The sequence below is a fragment of the Hymenobacter defluvii genome (assembly GCF_017589435.1).
In the GTDB taxonomy this organism is placed as follows: domain Bacteria; phylum Bacteroidota; class Bacteroidia; order Cytophagales; family Hymenobacteraceae; genus Hymenobacter; species Hymenobacter profundi.
On sequence record NZ_JAGETX010000005.1, the window covers coordinates 86,211 to 108,920 of the forward strand.

The window sequence follows — 22,710 nt, forward strand, 5'->3', positions numbered from 1 at the left end:
TCCTTCGCAAGCTCAGGATGACAAATAATTTTCCAGCTTATCTATTTCACCGCTACGGTGGCCGTCACGCTCATGCCGGCGCGCAGGGGGTGTTCGGGGTCTACTTTGTCGAGGGCGATTTTGACGGGCACACGCTGCGTTACCTTCACGAAGTTGCCGGTCGAGTTGTCGGGGGGCAGCAGGGCGAAGCGGGCGCCCGTAGCAGCCGACAGTGACTCCACGTGGCCTTCGAACTCCTCGTTGGGGTAGGCGTCTACCTCAATATTCACCTTCTGGCCCACTTTCATGTTTTCCAGCTGGGTTTCTTTGAAGTTGGCTACCACCCACGTACGGTCGCTGGCCACCAGGCCAAACAACTGCTGACCGGGCGCTACCACTTGGCCGGGCTGCACGTTCTTGCGGCTTACCACGCCGTTGGCAGGGGCCGTAATGGTGGTGTAGCTCAGTTGCAGCTTGGCGTTGTCGAGGTCGGCTTGGCGCTGCTTCACCACGGCTTGCGCCACGGCTACCTGCTGCTCGGCCGCGGCCACTTGCTGCCGGGCTACGGCTACTTGCTGCTCGGCGGTAGCGCGCTGGGCGGTAGTGGCTTGCAGGTTGGCCTGCACGGCGTCGTAGTCGCTCTGCGGAATGATATCCTCTTTGCGCAGGAAAGTGCTACGCTTCAGGTCTTTTTGGAGGCGGGCACGGTTGGCCGAACTCACACCAATGGTCGCCTGGGCGGCTTTCACATTGGCCTGCGCCGTACCAATGGAGGTGCGGGCAGCTACTACGTTGGCTTGGGCAGCAGCCAGGGCAGCCTCGGCAGCATTTACACGCTGCTGGTAGTCGGCGGGGTCGATGGTAACTACCACGTCGCCTTTCTTCACGACCTGGTTATCGTCGATTTTCACGTCGAGCACGGGGCCACCCACGCGCGGAATCACGGGATATACGTCGCCCTCTACCTGGGCGTCGTCGGTGTCTTCGTGGGCTTGGCCGAACTGGTAGCGCTGATAGCCAAAGTAGCCGCCCACCAGTAGTACAAGCGCCAAAATAATAAGGATAATCGGGCGCCGCGAACTGCTTTGCGGCTGCTCGTCGGTAGGCGTTACTACGGCGGCGTCTTGGTGAACAGAAGTTGCCATTAGAAAAGGGAGCTTAGAAAATGAGTATTGAATACAAAGTGACGTGAGTGCGACAAGCTGCGAAGTGCTACCGCCGCTACCCTACTGGTTAGGCCGATTGGCGGTATTCATCAGCCTGACAGTTCTTTACGAGAAGTGTGGCACAAGGGGCAGTGCGTACCACGGCTTCGGCGGTGCTACCCATCAGGAAGCGCGTGAGTCCGGTGCGGCCGTGCGCCCCAATCAGGATCAGGTCGGCGGGGTGGCGCCGGGCTTCGGCCACGATTTCCGTGGCCGCATCGCCCTGCACAATAGCTGTGCTAACCGCTACCCCTTCCTGTTCCGCCAGTAGTCGGTAGTTGGCCAACTGCAAGGCAATATCCAAGTCGAGGGGGCGCGCCAGTCCGGCCATGGGCAGCTCCGGCTGGGCTTCCAGCACGTGCAGCAACCGCAGCTCGGCACCGGTGGCCGCCGCCAGCGTTGTGGCGTACCGCACCAGCGGCGCCGAAGCAACCGAGAAATCAAGCGGACACAAAACGGTGGTGAGGGTCATCTGGTGAATTAGTGAGAGGATGCTATGGTGAGTGGCTCGTAGTATGGGTGAGAAGATGGGGTTTATCGTTACCGGAACGACAACTCACCCGTTCACTATTTCGCCGCTTCCCAAATCTGCTCGCCGGTGGCACGGCGGAGCTGGTATTGACCAATGGTGTAGTTGTAGATGGCTTGCAGGCGGGAGAGGCGCGACTGGGCCAACTGCGTTTCGGCATCCAGCACATCGAGGTTGTTGCCTACCCCGTAGCGGTAGCGGGCCTTGGCGCGGGTGAGGGCGTCGGTGGCCTGCCCAATCTGCACTTCCGAGTTATCGTAGCGAGCAGTGCTGGCCTGCATGTTGTTCACGGCTTGCAGCACATCGGCGCGCACTTGCTCCTGCGTGTCTTGGGTACGAGCTTGGGCCCCTTTGATGGCCGATTGCGCTTCGGCACGCTGCGTTTTGTTGCGGCCGCCGTCGTAAATCGGAATGGAAAGCTGAGCGCCGGCTACCGTGTTGAAGCGGAAGCGGTTCAGGTTGGGCACGATGTAGCCATTTTTGCCGCCGGCCTGGGCCAGCACGTTCAGTTGCGGCTTGTTGCTTACCTCAGCTACCCGCAACTGCGCCGTGGCTGTGGCTTCGTTGTCCCTGGCCAGCTTCACCTCGGGGCGGTTGGCAGCGCCAGCTTCTAGTGCCGCCTGCACATTCACGGTCTCCGGGTTGTATTCGAAGCGGCCGCGCACCGGCACCACCGCCGTTTCGGATTTGTGCAGCAGGCGAGCCAGCTGTACTTCCTGGTTGCGAAGCTGATTTTGCAGGTCAATCTTCTTGTCCTGGGCCTGCGCGATACGTACCTGCGTGGTAGTCACATCGAACTGCGTGCTCACGCCACCTTCTACCCGGCGCTGCATTTCGCGCTCGTGCTGTCGCAACGAGGCAATCTGCGCGTCCTGCACCCGAATGGCCTCGCGGGCAAACAAGATGCTGTAGTAGCTCTGCGCGGCGGCGTAGGCCAAGTCGCGGCGGGTCACGTCGATGTTGTCGGTGGCAGTAAGGGTACGGCTGCGGGCGGCTTCAATAGCGGCATTGGCCCGCCCGAAGTCCAGCAGCGTATACTGCGCGGCCACGTGGGTGTCGTAGTTGTTGTTGGGCGCCAGCTGGAAAGGCGCCTGCTCGGGGGTAAGGTTCAGCTTCACCTGCGGGTCAATGCGGGTATAGCTGGCCGTACCCGTTACCACTGGTTTGAGGTAGGTGCGCTGTTGAGCCAAGCGGCTCTGGGCCTGGTTTACTTCCTCCTGCAAGGCATTGATGGAAGGGTTGGCATCCAGCACCGAGCGGATGGTGGTTTCCAACGACAGCGAATCGCCAGCGGTGGCCGTAGATATAGGTACCTGCGCGTAGGCGGCGCTACCAATCAGCAACCCTAGAGTTGTGAGTAGCGGCGCAGCAAAGGTTGGTCGGAGATGCATAAGAAAACAGCGTATGGATGCTGCCCCTTATCCGAAAGATGTGCCAAGTGCTGATGTCCTCGTATACCAGCCTAAAAAGTAGTGTTTAAAGCCAAATGAAGCCGTTTTTGGATAGTAATGGCTGATAAACGGACTTGTGCCAAACTGCTATATTTCCTGATATTTTAGGAATACCTCATTTTTATTTCCTCATATATAAGGAAATAAGCACGTTTATTTTGTTGTTGCTTCGGTCATTTCGCCCTCCATTATGCCCCAGACTAACAGTCAGGACGAGTCGTTGCTGCTCTACCTCAACGATGCCATTGCGACTACCCGCAACAAGGAAGCTCTATTTCAGACCGTCACGGAAAAGCTACGGCTGATTTTCCCGTTCGACGCCATCACCATCATCACCCTCGACAACGAGCAGCAGTACCGGCGGGTATTTTTGCGCGACTACCTGGGCGAGACGCTACCCCCCATGGCTAACTTTCGCAAGTCCATTACGGGCTCGCCTATTTCGGAGTTTGTGGGCAGTGCCACCCAGCTTCGGCAATACGACCTGACGGAGTTGTTGCCGCGCTACAACAACTACGAGCCGCTAGCCCAAATGCTCAAGAAGGGCCTGCGCTACTTCACAGTGGTGCCGCTGCGCACGGGCGGGCGGTTGATTGGGCTGTTGTCGTTGGTGGCGCGGCGCCACCCGGCCTTCTCCCCCGACGACGTTTCGCTGCTCGAAAAGATTGGTAGTCTGGTAGCGGTGGCCGTGAACAACACGCTGGCGTTTGAGGACGTGGCACGGCGGGAGCAGGAGAAAAGCATGCAGCTAGCGCTTACCAATGCGCTGCTCACCATTAAAGAGCGCGGCGAGCTGTTTCAGCGTATTGCCACCGAAATAAACCGCGTGGTGCCGTGCACCTACTTTGGGGTGCGCGTGCAAGAAGCTGATGGCCCGATTCAGGTGTTTGCTGAGTTTATGAAGCAACCCGACGGCACGTTCCTCCCCACCGACCCTACCCGCTGGGACCACCTACCCGAATACCCCCAGCTGCAACAGCAGATAGCGCCGCTATTCTCGAAGCCGGGCGTGTACGCGGGGGCCGAGTTTCAGGCGCTGGCGGCGCGCTACCCCCTCATGCGCCACATCTGGGAGCAGCGCGGCACCCGTGCCCTTCTGTGCATGCCCCTCTGGGTGCGCGACGACCAAAGCGCCACGCTTATTCTATCCAGCAAGCAGGAAGATACCTCGCTGACCGAAGACGACCTCCGCCTGATCCGGCTACTGGTGCCCCAGCTCACGCTGGCCATTCAAAACGTGTTTGCTTTCGAGCAGATCGAGCACCTGCGCGCCCAGCTGGAGCGGGAGCGCACCTACCTCATCGACGAGATTAACACCACCGCCGCTGCCCGTTTCGCCGATTTTGTGGGCGGCAGCGAGGCCATGCAAGGCGTTTTCCAGCGCATCATGCAAGTAGCCCCCACCGACTCTACTGTACTGGTAACGGGCGAAACGGGCACCGGCAAGGAACTGGTAGCGCGCGCCGTGCACCAACAGAGTCCGCGCCGGACGCGGGCCTTGGTGAAGGTGAACTGCGCCGCCCTACCCGCCCAGCTCATCGAAAGTGAGCTGTTTGGGCACGAGAAAGGCGCGTTTACGGGTGCCATCGACCGGCGTATTGGCAAGTTTGAGGTGGCCGATGGTGGGAGCATTTTTCTGGATGAGGTAGGCGAATTGCCGCTGGATTTGCAGGCCAAGCTTTTGCGCGTGTTGCAGGAAAAGGAGTTTGAGCGCCTGGGCGGGCAGCGCGTGTTGAAGGCCGATGTACGCGTGATTGCCGCCACCAACCGCGTGTTGGAAGACGAGGTAGCCGCCGGCCGTTTCCGCGCCGATTTGTACTACCGCCTCAATGTATTTCCGGTGCGCCTACCCGCCTTGCGCGAGCGGCCCGAGGACATTGAACCCCTCACGCGTCACTTTCTGGAGCGCTTCACCAAGCAGATGGGCAAGCCCGTGCGCAACCTGCGCGAGCAGGACTTGCGCGCCCTGCGCGCGTATGCCTGGCCCGGCAACGTGCGCGAGTTGGAGCACGTGGTAGAGCAGGCCGTGATTGTATCCAGCGGACAGTTCCTGGATTTTGGCGGCTTTGCGGCGGCCCTGCACCCGACCACCTCCGAAGCCATAGCCCTACCCATAGCCAGCAATCAACCCCTCAAAACCCTGAAAGACCAGGAGCGCGACCACATCCTGGCGGCGCTGCACCACACCGGCGGCCGCGTGAGTGGCCCTAGCGGCGCGGCCATGTTGCTCGACATCAACCCCAAAACGCTGGAAGCCCGCATGAAAAAGCTGGGCATCCGGCGTACGGTGGGGGTAGGGTAGCCCGTTTCAAAGCACACCTGTTTCATTGATTATCCGTAGAACAACGGCACCTTTCCACCTGCTTTCACAAGACGCATGCATAAACCCTACTTCCCCCTAGGCGACTGGCGCCGCAACCTGTTGCTGGCCGCCGCCGCGGCCAGCCTGGGCATAGCCCTACCCGCCTGCTCCAGCAGCTCAGAACCCGACCGCACTACCACCGAAACCGGCAGCTGGGACAATGCCGCCGATTCCTACTCCCAGGGCGTTATCACGGAGCTGACGGAGGTGCAGCCCGATAAGTGGCAGATTACCGCCGAGCGCCCCGCCGGCAAAGAAGAAGTGGCGGCCATTCTGAAGCACTTCGATGGCAAGGTAGACACCCTGCAAGGTCAAGCCCTGCAACAGCAGATGCGCCAATACAGCCAGCAACACCCCGAAAACCAAACAGTGAGCAGCGGCGGGGGCGGCCTCATGAATATCCTGATGTGGAGCAGCTTAGGCTACATGGCCGGGCGGTTTCTCACGCCCCAGCCCGCCGCCTACGCCAACCCCGGACTGATACGCCAAAACCAGGGCTGGCGCAGCCAGGTAGCGCAGGAGCGTGCTCAGGGCCGTGGCTTTTTTGGGCGGGGCTTTACTGGTACGCGCGCCGCGGCGGGCAGCAACGGCATTCGGCCTAGCACTAGCGTAGTGCGCTCTACGGGCTACGGTAGCCGCAGCACGATGCGCACCAGTGCTCCCTCGGGGCGGCGCTCTGGCTTTGGCAGCCGCGGCTATGGCGGCCGCGGGTTTGGCGGGTAGGCCCGGCCGCTGGTCGCATTTCCCTTGCATTTCTTTTCCTACCCTCTTTTATGCCTGCCATTCAAACGGTACCCCTTGCCGGTACTATTGCCCCTACCCTACGCAACTTAGGCTGGGACTGGGCCGTGGAGGACGTGTGCCAGCACTACGTGGCGCAAGAAGCCGTGCAGCTCCCCGAGGAGCAGGCCGACGCTCTGCTGGAAGCCGCCGATACGCTCTACGATATGCTGGTGCAAGCCGTACCCGACGAGCTGCCCGACGACTTTTTGCGGCGCCTAGCTATTCCGGAGATACTGTGGGATGCCGTGCGGCACTCCTGGGCCGATGACCGCCACTGGCACCTCTACGGCCGCTTCGACCTAGCCCAAACGCCCGATGGCCCTAAGCTCCTCGAATTCAACGCCGATACGGCCACCAGCCTACCCGAAGCGGCCGTGGTGCAGTGGGCCAGCCTGGTAGCGGCCGGCCTCAGCGAGAAAGACCGCCAGGCCAATGGTTTGTTTGAGGGCTTGCAGGCCCAGCTCACGCACTGGCTAGAACTGAACGACGACCTGGCCCCTACCCTGCTACTAGTGCATTTGCCAGGCAGCGCGGAAGATGCCACCAACTGCGCCGTGGTAGCCGAGGCCGCGCTGGCGGCCGGCTTCGAGCTAACCCACCTCTGCGAGGCCGATGCCATGACGGTTTCCGTAACGGGCGCCGACCGGGGCGCCTGGGCCGAGGTAGAGCCCGGCCAGTGGCAAAAGTTTGACTTTGTATTCAAGCTGGTGCCCTGGGAGATTTTGGCCGAGGAAGAACCGGAGCTGACCACCGACCTCACGCAGCTCATGCAGTCGCGGGATGTGGTGGTGGCCAATCCGGCCTATTCGCTTCTTTTTCAGAGCAAAGCCATGCTGGCCTGGCTGTGGCAGGAGTTCCCGCACCACCCGTTGTTGCTGGAGGCTTCGTTCGAGGAGCTGGCCGGCCACAGCGTGCGCAAACCCGTGTTTGGGCGCGAAGGGCAGAATGTGACGGAGCTACACGCCGGCCAACCGGGCCAAGCCGTGGAGGGCGACTTTGCCCAGCAGCCCCAGGTATACCAACGCTACGCCGCCCTACCCCAGGACGCCCACGGCCGATACTACCAGGCGGGCGTGTTCTGGGCGGGCCAGGCCTGCGCCATCGGCTACCGCCGCGACACCGGTTTTATGACTAACCTATCGGAATTCGTGCCCCACGTACTGCTGTAGTTCAGTCAAACAGAAGCGGATGCCGTACACAGCGTACACCTCAACCAAAACTTCCATGGCTAATCCTACCAGCACTCCGACCCACACCGATCCGGCTACCAAGAATAAGGAGAAGGAAAACGAAACCACCGTGAAGGACAAACCCGACGGTAAGAAGAAAACCACACAGAAGAAGTAACCCTTAAGAAGCTAGTTGAGCTAAATATGAACGGTGTAGAGACGCATACTTGCGTCTTATCGTTGAACGAAATGCGGTCTGATGGCGCGGACGACTACACCGTTCACTAATGAATGCAAACAGCTTACTAGTACTAGTATAGAAAAAGGCCCTGACTTACGCAGTCAAGGCCTTTTTGCTATTCGCCGGGGTAGTGCACGCCCAGTTGCTGCCGGATATCATCGAGCGTTGCTATCAGCTTTTCGCTGAATGCGAGCGGCACTAGCGGGCTTTCCGTCAGGCCTTGCGCCAGGCACTCCTGCACGTGCTGGGCTTCGTAGCGGTAGCCGTAACCGTCCTCCTCAAAGTGAAAGTCCTGGTGTTCCTCGCCAGTGCGGTGTAGGGTGATGCGGTCGGCGTGATGAAACTTGTGATGCAAATGCAGCTTGCCCTCGGTACCGTAAATGGTGCAGGTGGTATCGGTGGTGGCAGCCAGGGTGGAGTAGAGGCTGGACGTGGCGCCGCCAGGGTAAGCCAGCGCCAGGCTGCACGTTAGGTCGACGCCGGTTTCGGTGAGGGTGCCCACGGCTTTCACCTGGGTAGGCTCGCCCAGGAAAAACTTGCTGAAGAACACGGGGTAGATGCCAATATCCAGCAACGAGCCGCCCGCTAGCGCCGGATCGAACAGGCGGCTGGTGGGGTTGTAGTCGGCGGCAAAACCGAAGTCGGCTACCATGTGTACCGGGCGGCCGATAGCGCCGGCGCCTACCAACTCCAGGGCTTTGCGGGTGGCGGGCATGAAGCGCGTCCAAAGGGCTTCCATCAGAAACACCTGTTTCTCGCGGGCCACGGCTATCATTTCGGCTACCTCGGCGGCGTTGCGGGCAAAGGCTTTTTCGCAAAGCACGGCCACGCCAGCCCGTAGGCACAGCAGCGTATGCGCATGGTGCTCGGAGTGCGGAGTAGCCACGTACACGGCATCCAGATCGGGCAGTTGCACTAGTTCCTCGTAGCTGCCGAGGGCGTGCGGCGCGCCGTACTGCGCGGCAAACGCTTGGGCTTTCTCCAAGGTGCGCGAGGCCACGGCGTGCAGGCGGGCGCCCGGCACCAAGGCCAAGTCCTGGGCAAACTTGTGGGCAATCTTGCCGGGGCCGATAATGCCCCAATTCGTAGTGTTCATAGGATGCTGATTTGCGAGCGACACGCCTGCGCAGAGGTACGCGGGGAGTGTGTAGAAGTTCTTCGGCTGCAATATGGGCGTTGCTCCCGAACATCAAAAAGCCCACAGGAAGGATAGGTGCGCTGTGTGCGGCGCGTTATAACCCCACAGGGGTAAGCTTCGTCGTTCTAGTCTGCGGCGTAATACACCTACTTTCAACTATTCCGTTAGCTTTACGCTCTTCACCAACGTGAAGTAAGTCCTTGACTGCATTCACGCTATGTACAGCCCACCGCCTTCGCACCACGAGCAGCGCCACGACGATGACGTGGCCTTGTGGCAGGCGTTTCGGGCAGGGCAGCAAGCGGCGCTGGGGGCCTTGTTTGATCGATACGCGCAGCAGCTTTTTTCCTACGGCTACCACCTAATCCACGACGCAGAAGTGGTGAAAGACGCTATCCAAACCGTGTTTGTGCACCTCTGGGCGCGGCGCGACCACCTAGGCGAAGTGACGACGGTGAAGTTCTACCTCTATCGCAGCCTCAAAAACGAGTTGCTGCGCATAGCCAGCTCGGCCCGACCAGCCAAAGAGCAGGTTATTGAAGACTACGAGCCTTCCATCGAGCAGTCGTTGGTTGATACCGAAGAGGAACACCAGCGGGCCATGCGCTTACGGTTGTCGTTGGCGCAGCTTTCGGGTAGGGAGAAGGAAATCATCAACCTAAAGTATTTCAGCAACTTCAAGATTCGGGAGATTGCGACCATGCTGCAACTCAACGAGCAGACCGTCGCGAATCTGTTGTTGCGGGCACTCAAAAAGCTACGCCAATCGCTGTTGGTGAGCGTGTTGCTGTGGCTGCTGGGGTAGTAGGCACTTTGTTTTTGTCTGTCATCCTGAACGCAGTGAAGGACCTTCTCGCGTAACAACGACTCGTTCTAACGCGAGAAGGTCCTTCACTGCGTTCAGGATGACAGATAATTTTATTATTATAATACGTTAATAATCAATAAAATATAAACAAAACAACCTTCTTCCGAAAAAATATTTTCTCTTAACGTGGTAGTAAACTCCCAATAGCCCCTCTTCCATATACTACCACCTACCCCATGCCCGACTACCCGCACTTTTGCGCCGAAGAGTTTGCCCAGGACGAGTTTTTCGTTCGGTGGGTGCTGCGGCCCGATGCGGAAACGGAGGCGTTTTGGCAGCAGTGGCTTGCCACGTTTGCGTTTCGGCGCGACGAGGTAGAGGCCGCGCGCCAGTTGGTGCTGGGGCTGCACCAACTTCCCCAGGCCCGGCTGTCGTCGGCGGAGAAGATGGCGTTGCGGCAGCGCATTTTTGAGGAGATAGACACGCTGGAAGCTCCTGCGCCGGATGCGCATCACCGTTGGCTGGTTCCTACCTGGCAGTGGGCGGCGGCGGCTAGTGTGCTCTTGATGCTGCTGGGCATTGGGCAGCTATGGCAGCTGCAACAGCCCGTTTCGGCGTCGGGCTACCGGGCGCTGCTGGCGCAAGCCCGGCGGGAAGCCGGCACCCTGCGCGACATCGACAACCCCACGGCAGGCACCCGCCTGGTGTCGCTGCCCGACGGCAGTTCTGTGCTGCTGCGGCCGCATAGCCGGCTGGCGTTTCCGGTGCGTTTTGTGGGCACTACCCGCCCGGTATACCTGGAGGGTTCGGCCTTTTTTGAGGTAGCGAAGAATCCGGAAAAGCCTTTCTTCGTGAATACGGCTTCCCTGGTTACCAAAGTGCTGGGCACCAGCTTCGAGGTGCAGGCAGTGGCCAAGTCGCCCCGCGTGGTAGTGACGGTGAAAACCGGGCGCGTCTCGGTGTATCCGCAGGGCGGGGAGCAAGCTCAGTTGCAAGCCCGTACACAACGGTTGGAAGGCGTTGTGCTGACGCCCAACCAGCAAGCTACCTACCGCCTCGCCGACCACCAGCTTAAGCGTACGCTGCTGGCGCAACCGGCCCTGGCAGGCGGCGCGGCGGCCGTATTCGAGTATGAGGAAACGCCTATCCACGAGGTCTTTACACAATTGGAGAAAGCCTACGGCGTGTCCATTGTATACGACAAGGCAGTGCTGGGCAACTGCCCCCTCACGGCGTCCTTCACCGATGAGCCTTTGTTTGAGAAGCTCCGCCTGATCTGTAAAGCCACGCGTGCCCACTACGAGGTGCTCGACGCCCAGATTGTAGTCACCGGGCCAGGTTGTAGATAATTCCGCTTCGCTTTTTTCAGCCGTTCGCCCGCAAACGATTTCGGCTTTCTCATACACCCGCTTTCCTACCCTGCGCAGGGTAGAGGGTGCTTGTGGTGCTTCCTGTTCTACTTCCAATTCCCTATCCTATGCTTTCACTCCTACCTCATCCAATTTGGCGGCGAGGCGTTGCGCGGCTTTTGTGGTTGACCACGCTGCTCGTGGTCATCGGCACTGCGCAAACTACGGCGGCGCCTGCCTCCCACCAAGACCCCGCCAACCGGCGCATCAGCGTGCAAGTCAGCAATCAAGCGCTGAAGACGGCTTTGCACCTGATTGGGCAGCAGGCCGGTGTGAAGTTCGTGTACAGCCCGCGCCTGATTGACCCGCAGCAGCGCGTGACGCTGCGGGCGCACGAGCAGCCCCTACCCGACGTGCTCCAACAGCTGCTTGCCCCACTTCATCTCGACTTCGAGATTTTGCAAAAGCAGGTGGTGATTAGCCGGGCGACGGCAACGGGCGCGGTGCCACCGCCTACCCTAGAGGCGCGCAACACCCGCCCCGTGCCCGTAGAAACGACTATCACGGGTCGCGTAACGCAGGCCAACGGCGAGGGCCTACCCGGCGTGACGGTGGTAGTGAAAGGCACTACCAATGGCACCACCTCCGACGCCGACGGCAACTTCACCCTCAGCCTCCCCGACGCTTCGGGCACGCTGGTGGTATCGGCCATTGGCTTTATCACGCAAGAAGTGGCCTTACAGGGCCGTACGCAAGTGAGCGTGATGCTGCAAACCGATGTAAAATCCTTGGATGATGTGGTGGTGATTGGCTACACCACCCAGCGCAAAGCCGACCTCACGGGTGCGGTATCGCAGGTGAACCAAGCGGACATCAACGGCTTGCCCGTGACGGGGCCCGCCCAGATTTTGCAGGGCAAAGCGGCGGGCGTGGCCATTACGCAGGCCACCGGCGCCCCCGGCGAAAACATTGCCGTGCGCATTCGGGGGGTAGGCACCATCAACGACAACGACCCGCTCTACATCATCGACGGGGTGCCCACCAAGACCGGCATCAACCAGATTTCGCCCAATGATATTGAGAGTATCAACATTCTGAAAGATGCATCCTCGGCGGCCATTTATGGGGCGCGGGCCTCAAACGGCGTGGTGATTATCACCACCAAGCGCGGCAAGGCCGGCAAGCCGCGTCTCACGGCCAGCGCCTACGCGGGGGTACAAACGGCTTCCAATCTGATTAATATGGCCAACACCAGTCAGTACGTGGCGGCCTACAATGTGGCGGCGCAGAACGACGGCCGCGAGCAGATTCCGGCCGACGTGGCGGCTACCCTACCCGATGTGAACTGGCTGAAAGAGGTGCTGAAGCCGGCCCGCCAATACAACGGCCAACTCGACGTGAGCGGCGGCACCGAAAACTCCCAGTACATCGTGTCGGGCAGCTATTTGAAGCAAGATGGTTTGATTGACAACTCCTCGTTTGACCGCTACAATCTGCGCACGGCGGTGAATACGACCTTGTCGCGGTTTGTGAAGATTGGGACCAACGCCAACCTGTCGTACAGCAAAACCCGGCAGGTAGGCACCTCTGGCGACGGATTCGGCGACGGCAACCCGGGAGCCAGCATTGTGCGCTTTGCGCTGTTCCGGACGCCAGGTACGCCGGTACGCAACAACCAGGGCCAATTTGTGGACCTGCCCCGCACGCCCGATGGCGCGCTGGCCACGGCCTTTCTGGGCGACGGCATCAACCCCGTGGCCCTGGCCGACGCTGCCGACCGCAACTTCAACCGCTACAATCTGCTGGGTAATGCCTATATAGAAATCACGCCCGTAGAGCGCCTGCGCATCCGCTCCGACTACGGCGTAACGTTTCTGATTACTGATTACAAGCAGTTTTTCAAGACGTTCGGCATTGACCGGTCGTTCAACTCGCCCGCCCAGCTGGCGCAGTCCAACACCAAGGAGTTCAACTACAACTGGACCAACACCGCCGTATACGACTTGCCGGTGGGCAAAAGCACCTTCAACTTTTTACTGGGCACGGAGGCCATCAAAAACAACGTGACGGCTATTTCAGCCTCGCGCCGCGGCTATGTAGACCAGTCGCCTACCTTCCAGTACCTCGACAATGGCACGGGGGTGCAGCAGAACGGTGGCGGTGAGGCGCACTCGGCGCTGTTCTCGGGCTTTGCCCGCCTGAGCTACGACTACGACAGCCGCTACCTGGCCAGCTTCAACTTCCGCCGCGACGGTTCCTCACAGTTCATTCCGGGTAGGCGGGCCGAGAGCTTCTACTCCGGCTCGGTGGGCTGGAACCTGGCCCAGGAGCGTTTCCTGCGCGATGTGTCGGCGCTGTCGTTGCTGAAACTGCGCGCCAGTGTGGGGCAGTTGGGCAACTCGTCTATCGGCAACTACCCCTACGCCTCGCTGGTAGGCGGCAACTTTTACTACCCCTTCGGTGGGGTTTCTACGCAAGGCCTGAGCGTAGTGAGCAAGGGCAACCCCAACCTGCGGTGGGAAACCAGCACCCAGAGCGACGTGGGCTTGGACATTGGCCTGTTGCAGGGCGCTTTGCAGCTGACGTTGGATTATTTCGTGAAGAATACCTCCAACGTGCTCTTGTTCCTACCCCAGCCCAGCAGCGCTGGCAACGGCGGCAACCCGGCCGTGAATGCCGGCAAAATCCGCAACCAGGGCTTCGAGCTGGAGCTGTCGTACCGCAACACCATCGGCAACGATTGGAGCTATAACTTGAGTGGCAACCTGGCTACCCTGAAAAACGAGGTGCGCGACCTGGGCGGCACCCCGCCCAGCGTGGGCGGCCGCATCGACAACAACTACTTTGCTACCCTCACCGACGTAGGCCGCCCCATTGGCTCTTTCTACCTGTTGCAGGCTGATGGCATTTTCCAGACCGCCGAGGAGGTGTTTACGCACGCCTACCAGGGTCCCGGCATTCAGCCCGGCGACGTGAAGTTCAAGGACATCAGCGGCCCCAACGGCGTGCCCGATGGCGTGATTGACGGTAACGACCGCACCTTCGTGGGCAGCCCCATCCCCAAGCTCACCTACGGCCTGACCGGCAACCTGCGCTACAAGAGCCTCGACCTAAGCGCGTTCTTCCAGGGCGTGCAGGGCAACAAGCTCTACAACCAAGTGAACACCGACATCGAGGGCTTCTACCGCGCCTTCAACCTGACGGAGCGGGCGGCCACCAATTACTGGACCGGCCCCGGCAGCACCAACGAGTTTCCGCGCCTGTCGTGGGTAGGGGCTTCGAACAATAAGCAGCCTTCCACCCGCTTTCTGGAAGACGGTTCCTACCTGCGCCTCAAGAACATTCAGCTGGGCTACACCTTCGGCGACAAGCTACTCTCGCCGCTGAAAGTAGCGTCGGTGCGGCTCTACGTGAGCGCGCAAAACCTGCTGACCTTCACCAAGTACACCGGCCTCGACCCCGAGCAGGGCACCAACAGCAACTCCCTCGGCGACGGCGTGCGCGCCACCGGCATCGACTTCGGCACCTACCCCTCGGCTCGCACCTTCACGGTGGGGATTAACGCGGGTTTCTAATCTTCTTGCATCACACGATATGAAACGCAATTATCTTTTGATCAGCGGATTGACTGCCCTCCTGCTCACCACCGCCGGGTGCGACAGTTTCCTGGACCAGCCGGTGCTGGGGCAGTACGAGGCGGGGCAGTTTTTCACGTCTGACACCAACGCCATTCTGGCCGTGAATGCTGCCTACGTGCCACTGTCGTTCCGCGACGCGGGCTCCAACACTATCTGGGTGCTGGGCGATGTGGCCTCCGACGATGCCGTGAAGGGTAGCAACCCCGGCGACCAGGCCGACTTCGAGAACATCGATATCTTCAACATTACGCCCATCAACGCGGCTGTGGAGGCCCAGTGGCGCCGCGACTACGACGGCATTTTCAAGTGCAATGTGGTGCTCGATGGCCTACCTGAGAGCAACACCAACATCAGCGCCACTGTGCGCCAGCAGGCCCGAGGGCAGGCACTGTTTCTCAGGGCGTATTACTACTTCGAGCTGACCAACCTCTATGGCAACATCCCGTTGCGCGTGAAGGTGGAAACGCCCGAGGAACTGCAAAGCCCGGCCGTGCCACAGGCACAGATTTACGCCCAGATTGAGGCCGACTGCCAAGCCGCCGCCGACGCCCTACCCGCCACCTGGACCGGCACTGACGTAGGCCGCGCCACCAAGGGCGCGGCGCTGGCCCTGCTCACCAAAGCCTATCTGTTTCAGAAAAAATGGGCGCCGGCCGCCCAAACCGCCCAGGCCGTGGGGGCACTGGGCTACAAGCTGCAACCCGTGTTTGCTGACAACTTCCGGGCAGCCACCGACAACAACCAGGAAATCATTTTCTCGGTGCAGCACACCACCGGCCTCAGCCCCAACCAGGGTAGCGGCCTCAACCAATGGTTTGCCCCGCGCCCGCAAAACGGCTACGGCTTTTTTCTGCCTACCCAAAGCCTGGTCGATAACTTCGAACGGACCTCGGACGGGGTGGTAGACCCGCGGCTGGACTACACGCTGGGAAGGGCCGGGCAGTCGTTTTTTGGGGTAGCGTTTGATCCGGGTTGGACCTCTACCGGCTACGTCTCGAAGAAGCACTTGCAGCCGCTGACGGAGATTCCGGCCACCATCAAGGGCGACGGCAACCTGAACTACCAGCCTCTGCGCTACGCCGATGTGCTGCTGATGCAGGCCGAGGCCCTAAACGAATCGGGCAACGGCGCGGGGGCGCTAATGGCTCTCAACCAGGTGCGCAAGCGCGCCCGCGAGAGCTACCTCTACGACACCTCCCTACCCAACGCAGGCACCGTACCCGATGGCCTCCTACCCGACATCACCACCACCGACCAAAGCCAATTGCGCGAGCTGATTCGGCGTGAGCGACGCTCGGAGCTGGCCCTGGAGTTTCATCGCTACTTCGACATCATCCGCTACGGTGAGGCCTACGCCCGCCAGGCCCTCGCCGACCGGCCTAACTTCAACTACGCGCGCAACCAGTTTTACCCCATTCCGCAGAGCGAGCGGGACACCAACCGCAACCTGGGCTTGTAGCCGCGCTGCTGTCTTTTTCCTACCCTTTTTGCTTCTCTGTTTATGAAAAGGTACTTTTTTTTATTGCTCCTACCCTGGCTGCTAGGGGGCACCGCGGTGCTGTCGGCCTGCTCCGACTCCGACGACGACACGCCCCAGGTAGCCGCCGACACCAGCCGCCTGGCCGCCCTGATTGACTCTGTGACCGTGGGCTACAACGCCGCTGTGGAGGGCAACAAGCCCGGCAACTACGCCACCGGCTCGAAAGCTCCTCTGAAAACGGCCCTCGATCTGGCTACCAGCACAAGAGGCAACAACCAGTACACCCAACTGCAAATCGACAATGCCACGGCCAACCTGCGCCGCGCTGTGGCGGCTTTTCGGGGTAGCCTGATTGAGGATGTATCGGTGGCGAATCTGGTGGCGCAGTGGAAGTTTGAGGGCAACGCCAACGACGCCACCGCCAACGGCCACAATGGCACCCCCAAAACCGGCCCCACCGGCCCCGGCGCCGCCCCCGGCGACGGCGCTACTCTCCCCAAGCTAGTAGCCGACCGCTTCAACCGCCCCAACCAGGCCTATGAGTTCACCAACGGCGCCTACATCGAGGTGCCCTACGCGGCAGCGTTCAACCCGCCAGCCATGACCATCAGCCTATGGTGCAAGCGCTTCGACTCGAACGACGCCAATTATTTGTTGTCGCTGAACCGCTGGAACGGCTTCAAGTTTCAGCTGCAAGGCGCAGGCAAACCTTTCCTGACGGCCACTACCACCACCGGCATTTTCGACCGGGACGCTGAATCGGGTGTGGTGGCTGTGAACACCTGGACGCACGTGGTAACCAGCTACGTAGACGGCACCCTGAAATTCTACCTCAACGGTGCGCTGGTGAAAACCTGGACCAACGTGCAGGGTCCCATGAAGACTATTCCCGAGCCCGTACCGCTGGCTATCGGCCAGCAGCTGCCCAAGGAAACTTACAACCGCGCCCCCACCGCCGGCCAGGCCGCCGGCTATTTCGAGTACTACGGCCCGGCGTTTTTCAAAGGCCAAATCGACGACATTCGCTTTTACAACCGCGCCCTGACGGATGCGGAAGTGACGTCTATCTATACGATTGAGAATACGCTGTGACCTCACCCCCCGGCCCCCTCTCCTCGGGGAGAGGGGGAGCCAAACGAACTTCTTTTTCTTTCTAGTATGATTCTACAACCACGCCGCCGTGGCTCCCCCTCTCCCCGAGGAGAGGGGGCCGGGGGGTGAGGTCCCACACACCAGCACGCATGACAATCCGCCCCTATCCCCTCGCCCTACTCCTTGCCGCTCTCACTAGCTGCAACTCCGCTGACAAAGCTGATACTACGGCCACTCCTCCCGTCAAACCCAAGGAGTGGAGCATGCTCAACTTCACGAAGGTCGACAGCGCCAACCCGATTATGGGTCCGAGTCCGGTGGGCGTATTCACTGACCCCATTCTGAAGCAGCAGGTACAGTGGGAAGAAAAAGACGTGTTTAACCCGGCTGTGGTGGTGCGCCACGACACCATTTATATGCTGTATCGGGCCGAGAACCTGGTGAAGGGCGCCGTGGGCAAAGCGTCGCGTATTGGCCTGGCTGCCAGCACCGATGGCATTCATTTCACGCGGCGCAAGGAGCCCGTGTTCTACCCCGATAACGACGCCCAGAAAAAATACGAGTGGCCCGGCGGCACTGAGGACCCGCGCGTAGTGGAAGACGCCAATGGCGTGTACTTTATGACTTACACCGCCTACGACGGCGACAAAGCCCGCCTGCACGTGGCCTCCTCCCCCGACCTGGTGCACTGGACCAAGTACGGCAATGCCTTTACTGGGGCCAAAAACGGCGAGTACGTGCCGAAATGGAGTAAGTCGGGCGCCATTGTGTCGCGCTACGAGCCCGACGGACGCATTGTGGCCACCAAAATCAACGGCAAGTACTGGATGTATTGGGGTGATGCGCAAATCTGGGCGGCCACTTCCGACGACCTTATTCACTGGACGCCCGTGGAGATGGCGCCCGGCGAGAAACCGCCCGTGCCCCTGCGCGCCCAGGCCCAAACCCTACCCAACCTGAAGATTGTGCTACCTACCCGCGAGGGTAAGTTTGATAGTGACCTGGTAGAATCGGGTCCGCCCGCCATGCTCACCGACCAAGGTATTCTGCTGATTTACAACAGCCGCAACGTACCCGCCATCGGCGACAAGTCCCTACCCGAAGGCACCTACACCGCCGCCCAGGCCCTGTTCGACAAGAACGACCCCACCAAGCTGCTCCTCCGCACCGACACGTATTTCATGCGTCCCGAGAAGCCCTACGAAACCACTGGCCAAGTGAACCAGGTGGTTTTCCTGGAAGGTCTGGCCCGCCTGCACAATACGTGGTTCCTGTACTATGGCACCGCCGACTCGAAAATAGCCGTGGCCACCCGCCCTGTGGAGTAGTGTTGTGAGTTGTCAGGGGGTAGTTGTCAGTTATCGGGAGGCACGGAGTAGTTGTTAGTTGTCAGAATAAACCTAACTTCCTCGCTAATACCTACTCCCTGAGACAACCGACAAATCCTTCCTGACAACTGATAACTCTCTCCTAACAACTAACTATCCCCCACCGCATGCAACCAACTGCTCCGGCTACCACCGCCTCAGCCCCCTTCACCGAAAAACGCTACCTCGTCACGCTAGTATTCGTCACCTCCTTATTCTTGCTCTGGGGCGTGGCTATTACGATGGGCGACGTGCTGAACAAGCACTTCCAAAACGTGCTCAGCGTAAGCAAGGCCGACTCGGGGCTGGTGCAGTTTTCCATCTTTGGCGCCTACGCCATCATGGGTATTCCGGCCGGCTTGTTTATGAAGCGGTTTGGGTATAAAAATGGCGTGCTCTTGGGGCTGGGTCTGTATGCGCTGGGGGCATTTCTGTTTGTACCAGCCGCCAATGCGCAGTCGTTCAACTTCTTCCGCGGGGCGCTGTTTGTGCTGGCCTGCGGCTTGGCTACCCTAGAGGCCGTAGCGCACCCCTTCATGGGCGCCCTGGGCCACCCCGACACCAGCGACCAGCGCATCAATTTTGCGCAGTCGTTCAATGGCTTAGGCGCCGTGATTGGGCCGCTGTTGGGCAGTTTTTTCATTCTGAACGGCGTACACGCCGATGGTGATTTGTCGTCGGTGAAGACCCTCTACCTTTCTATTGGCAGTGTTATTCTATTCATCGGGGTGTGCTTTGCCTTTGTGAAGGTGCCCGCCCTGCAAGACGCTCACGCCGTTGACGTATCGGCTGAGCCGGAGGCGGGTTTTTACAGCGGTACGGCCGAGGAAGTACCCGAGGCCAAGGGTCTGTTCAACCGTCCGCACTTTGTGTGGGCCGTGGTGGCGCAGTTTTTCAACGTGGCGGCGCAGGGCGGCACCTGGGCGTTCTTCATCAACTACGGCGCCGAGAAAATGGGCCTTACCGACTCCGTGGCCTCGCGTTACTTTGCTCTCAGCATGGTGATGATGATGATTGGCCGCTTCGTGGGTACGTTCTTGATGCGCTTTATTGCGCCCAACAAGCTGCTGGCCACGTTTGCCTTCGCAAATATTATATTGTGCCTCATCATTGCCCAAAGCTGGGGCTGGCCGTCGTTTATTGCGCTCTTAGGGCTGAACTTCTTCTTCAGCATCATGTTCCCCACCATCTTCTCGCTGGGCCTCAAAGACCTGGGTACCAAGACCCAGCAAGGCTCCTCCTTCCTGGTGATGACGGTGGCCGGCGGCGCCATCTTCCCCTACCTGATGGGCAAAGTCGCCAACGAAGACGTAGCCCACGCCTACTACCTACCCATCATCTGCTACCTCGTCATCTTCCTGTTCGGCGCCCGCCTGTATAAGGTACGGTAGAGGTGAACTTGTAACCTCACCCCCCGGCCCCCTCTCCCCGAGGAGAGGGGGCCGGGGGGTGAGGTCCGCCGCATGAACGAACCGTCAGGCAGTCCGTAACGTTTTGCTCGTATCTTTTGCTTGCATGACGGCTGATCCTACCCCTTTCCTCCCCGAACACCTCACCCACGCGCACGTACTGGACGCCCTGCGCCACATCGAGCAGAACGGCTTGCGCCTGGCGCCCGGCACCGTGTACGATCTGGTGTTTGAAAGCCGCCGCTACCCGCCGCGGGCGGTGGCGCAACTGGCCTACCGCCTGGCTAGCCAGCAGCCCGATATCCGTTGGCCGCTGGCTAGCGGCACGCCTACCAACGCTCTGCTCGAACGCCTTGACTTCACCATTGCCACCAAGCGCCCTACCCTCGCCAACTCGCCCCAGGACGGCAACGTGGCCGAGCAGGAACAGTTACCCGCCAATCTCTACCCCGGCCGACCCGCCGAAAAGCCCGCTCCTGGTAAACTAGCTCTCGACGACGCGCCCGCTACTCCAGCCATAGCAGCCGAGCCAATTATTCCTTACCCCACCGCGCCCGCGCCCCGGCCCTACTCGCGTGCGCAGGCCTTGGCCGAGCTGTTTATCAGCGAGGAGCAGTTGGATGCGGCTTTGGCGGCCCTGTACCGCCGCCGCAATTTGCTGCTGCAAGGTCCGCCCGGCACGGGCAAGACGTTTCTGGCCCAGCGCCTGGCATGGCTGGAACTGGGTGCCGTAGACGAAAACCGCATCGAGCGGGTGCAGTTTCACCCTAGCTACAGCTATGAGGACTTTGTGCAGGGCTTCCGGCCCGATGCGGCGGGCACGTTTCGGTTGCAGGATGGGGTGTTGGTAGACGTGTGCCGCCGCGCCGCCGCCGTGCCCGATCAGCCGTTTTTTCTGCTGATTGACGAACTGAACCGCGGCCACGTGGCTCGCATCTTCGGGGAGCTGCTGTTGCTACTGGAAGCCGACAAGCGCGGCCCCGCCCACGCCGTGCGCCTACCCTACTCTCCCGCCGAGGACCCGCACTTTTTCGTGCCTGAGAACCTCTACGTTATTGGCACGCTGAACACCGCCGACCGCTCGCTCACGCCTCTTGACTATGCCCTGCGCCGCCGCTTCGCATTCGTAGGGCTGACCCCGGAGTTTGGGCCAAAGCTGCAAGCCTTCCTGCTCGACAACGGCTTGTCGGCTACGCTGGTAGAACGCTTGGTCACGCGCCTCAACGCCCTCAACGAAATCATTGCCGACGACCCCGAGCTAGGCGCGGAGTTTCGCGTTGGGCACAGCTATTTCTGTCAGCCTCCCGCTGGCACTGAGGCCGAAGCGTGGTTTCAATTGATTGTAGAACAAGAAATTGGGCCGCTATTGGAAGAATATTGGCAGGAAGATTCCGCCAAAGCCGCCGCGGAACTGAAGCGACTCTTGATGTGATGGTTTTGTTGGATCAATGCGTCTGTCATCCTGAGCGCAACGCAGTGGAGCGAAGGATCTTATCACGGCTGAACGACTAGCATACCAACGACTCGTTCTAGCGTGATAAGGTCCTTCGCTCCACTGCGTTGCGCTCAGGATGACAGATGTATGCTTTCACAAATTCACTACTCACAACTTCACCACTCCCCATGATTCCTGTTCACAACCTCTACTACCTGCTCTGCTATGCCTGGCACCGGCTGCCGGACCCGGCCGAGGCACAGGCGGTGGAGGCGCAGGAGTTTCATCGGCCGCTGGCGCTGCTGACGCATCTGCTGTTGCAAGCCACCCGGCGGCAGTTGCGGCGCGGCTTGTCGGTGGGATATACTGAGCAGGAAGCCGAGTTGACGGAACTGCGCGGGCGGGTGCAACTGGCCCCTACCCTCGCCCGCGACCTGCTGCGGCGGGGCCGCGCCGTGTGCACCTACGACGAGCTTGGCCCCAATACACCACTCAACCAACTGCTGGTGGGCACACTCGCGCAGCTGAGCCGTACGCGTGCCCTACCCGCTGCCACGCGCCAGCAGGTACGGCAGGTGCTGGGGCGCTTTCCCTCCACGGTGCACCCTACTCCGCCTACCAGCCAAGCGCTGCTTCTGCTACGGCGGCAGCGGTTGCAGGGGGCACAGGCGTTTCTACTGCATCTCTGCGACTTACTGCACCACTGTGCCCTACCCGTACCGGATGAGGCGGGCCGCCACCGCTTCCGCGACTTCCGCCGCGACGAGGTGCTAATGGCGCGGCTGTTCGAACAGTTCGTGCGCAACTTCTACCGCCTGGAGCAGCGCCGCTACCGCGTACGCTCCGAAACCATTGCATGGCAGGCCGTCGCTGATACCGCTGAAGACCTAGCCCTGCTCCCGACGATGATTACAGACACCTCCCTGGAAGCTGCCGACCGCAAAATCATCCTCGATACCAAATACTACGCCGCCGCCCTGCGCACTCGCCACAACCGTCAGCGCCTGATTGCGCCCCACCTCTACCAGCTCTACGCCTACCTTCAAAACCAGCCTGCCACGCCGGGCCAGCAGCTAGAGGGCGTGCTGCTCTACCCCGCCGCCACGCAGGAAGTGGACGTGCGCTACACACTGGGCGGCCATCCGGTGCGCGTGGTTACGCTGGACTTAGCGCAGCCTTGGCCGGATATTGCCGCGGCTTTACTGAATTTAATATTTTAAGGGTCGTCACTAATAGTAATTAGTCTAAATAAAATTAGGAAAATGATTGTGTCCC

Annotated in this window: 17 protein-coding genes; 13 read left to right on the forward strand and 4 right to left on the reverse strand. The window is 60.4% G+C overall.

Going from position 1 to position 22,710, the window contains the following annotated elements:
- Window positions 1-41 precede the first annotated feature (41 nt).
- The 3 genes from J4D97_RS10820 to J4D97_RS10830 form a co-directional block, all read right to left on the reverse strand.
- A complete protein-coding gene (locus J4D97_RS10820; RefSeq protein WP_185282164.1) occupies window positions 42-1,124 on the reverse strand; it encodes an HlyD family secretion protein in 1,083 nt (360 codons plus the stop codon).
- An 88-nt stretch (window positions 1,125-1,212) separates the two neighbouring features.
- The gene (locus tag J4D97_RS10825; protein WP_208307597.1) at window positions 1,213-1,656 is read right to left on the reverse strand and encodes a universal stress protein; all 444 of its coding nucleotides are present in this window, start codon (window positions 1,654-1,656) and stop codon (window positions 1,213-1,215) included.
- A gap of 95 nt (window positions 1,657-1,751) precedes the next feature.
- Window positions 1,752-3,104, reverse strand: a complete 1,353-nt coding sequence (locus tag J4D97_RS10830) for a TolC family protein (protein ID WP_185282162.1) — start codon at window positions 3,102-3,104, stop codon at window positions 1,752-1,754.
- A 250-nt stretch (window positions 3,105-3,354) separates the two neighbouring features.
- Between J4D97_RS10830 and J4D97_RS10835 the strand changes: the two genes are divergently transcribed.
- From J4D97_RS10835 to J4D97_RS23735, 4 genes are all read left to right on the forward strand, one after another.
- Window positions 3,355-5,466, forward strand: a complete 2,112-nt coding sequence (locus J4D97_RS10835; protein ID WP_208307598.1) for a sigma 54-interacting transcriptional regulator — start codon at window positions 3,355-3,357, stop codon at window positions 5,464-5,466.
- A gap of 75 nt (window positions 5,467-5,541) precedes the next feature.
- Entirely contained in the window at window positions 5,542-6,249 is a 708-nt protein-coding gene (locus J4D97_RS10840) for a hypothetical protein (RefSeq protein ID WP_208307599.1), read from the forward strand.
- Window positions 6,250-6,299: 50 nt separating this feature from the next.
- A complete protein-coding gene (locus J4D97_RS10845; RefSeq protein ID WP_208307600.1) occupies window positions 6,300-7,478 on the forward strand; it encodes a glutathionylspermidine synthase family protein in 1,179 nt (392 codons plus the stop codon).
- A gap of 55 nt (window positions 7,479-7,533) precedes the next feature.
- The gene (locus tag J4D97_RS23735) at window positions 7,534-7,656 is read left to right on the forward strand and encodes a hypothetical protein (RefSeq protein WP_258048964.1); all 123 of its coding nucleotides are present in this window, start codon (window positions 7,534-7,536) and stop codon (window positions 7,654-7,656) included.
- Between the two features lie 178 nt (window positions 7,657-7,834).
- Here J4D97_RS23735 and J4D97_RS10850 read toward each other — a convergent pair whose 3' ends face one another.
- Window positions 7,835-8,815: a Gfo/Idh/MocA family protein gene (locus tag J4D97_RS10850; RefSeq protein WP_208307601.1), complete on the reverse strand. Its 981-nt coding sequence runs from the start codon at window positions 8,813-8,815 to the stop codon at window positions 7,835-7,837.
- A 259-nt stretch (window positions 8,816-9,074) separates the two neighbouring features.
- On the opposite strand from J4D97_RS10850, the gene J4D97_RS10855 reads away from it, so the two are divergent.
- The 9 genes from J4D97_RS10855 to J4D97_RS10895 all read left to right on the forward strand — a co-directional run bounded on the left by J4D97_RS10855 (window position 9,075) and on the right by J4D97_RS10895 (window position 22,655).
- Window positions 9,075-9,662 carry an RNA polymerase sigma factor gene (locus J4D97_RS10855; protein ID WP_208307602.1) on the forward strand — a complete coding sequence of 196 codons (588 nt, stop codon included), beginning with the start codon at window positions 9,075-9,077 and terminating at the stop codon, window positions 9,660-9,662.
- Between the two features lie 239 nt (window positions 9,663-9,901).
- Window positions 9,902-11,014 (forward strand): FecR family protein, encoded by a 1,113-nt coding sequence (locus J4D97_RS10860; protein WP_208307603.1) that lies wholly within the window; start codon window positions 9,902-9,904, stop codon window positions 11,012-11,014.
- A 128-nt stretch (window positions 11,015-11,142) separates the two neighbouring features.
- Complete coding sequence (locus J4D97_RS10865) at window positions 11,143-14,589, forward strand: TonB-dependent receptor (protein WP_208307604.1); 3,447 nt, start codon at window positions 11,143-11,145, stop codon at window positions 14,587-14,589.
- Window positions 14,590-14,608: 19 nt separating this feature from the next.
- Window positions 14,609-16,111: a RagB/SusD family nutrient uptake outer membrane protein gene (locus J4D97_RS10870; RefSeq protein ID WP_208307605.1), complete on the forward strand. Its 1,503-nt coding sequence runs from the start codon at window positions 14,609-14,611 to the stop codon at window positions 16,109-16,111.
- A 42-nt stretch (window positions 16,112-16,153) separates the two neighbouring features.
- Window positions 16,154-17,224 (forward strand): LamG domain-containing protein, encoded by a 1,071-nt coding sequence (locus J4D97_RS10875; RefSeq protein ID WP_208307606.1) that lies wholly within the window; start codon window positions 16,154-16,156, stop codon window positions 17,222-17,224.
- Window positions 17,225-17,373: 149 nt separating this feature from the next.
- Complete coding sequence (locus J4D97_RS10880) at window positions 17,374-18,552, forward strand: glycoside hydrolase family 130 protein (RefSeq protein ID WP_243900261.1); 1,179 nt, start codon at window positions 17,374-17,376, stop codon at window positions 18,550-18,552.
- A 167-nt stretch (window positions 18,553-18,719) separates the two neighbouring features.
- Window positions 18,720-19,982: an L-fucose:H+ symporter permease gene (gene fucP / locus J4D97_RS10885; RefSeq protein WP_208307607.1), complete on the forward strand. Its 1,263-nt coding sequence runs from the start codon at window positions 18,720-18,722 to the stop codon at window positions 19,980-19,982.
- Between the two features lie 124 nt (window positions 19,983-20,106).
- The gene (locus J4D97_RS10890) at window positions 20,107-21,432 is read left to right on the forward strand and encodes an AAA family ATPase (protein ID WP_208307608.1); all 1,326 of its coding nucleotides are present in this window, start codon (window positions 20,107-20,109) and stop codon (window positions 21,430-21,432) included.
- Window positions 21,433-21,623: 191 nt separating this feature from the next.
- Window positions 21,624-22,655 (forward strand): 5-methylcytosine restriction system specificity protein McrC, encoded by a 1,032-nt coding sequence (locus tag J4D97_RS10895; protein ID WP_208307609.1) that lies wholly within the window; start codon window positions 21,624-21,626, stop codon window positions 22,653-22,655.
- The last annotated feature ends 55 nt before the right edge of the window (window positions 22,656-22,710 follow it).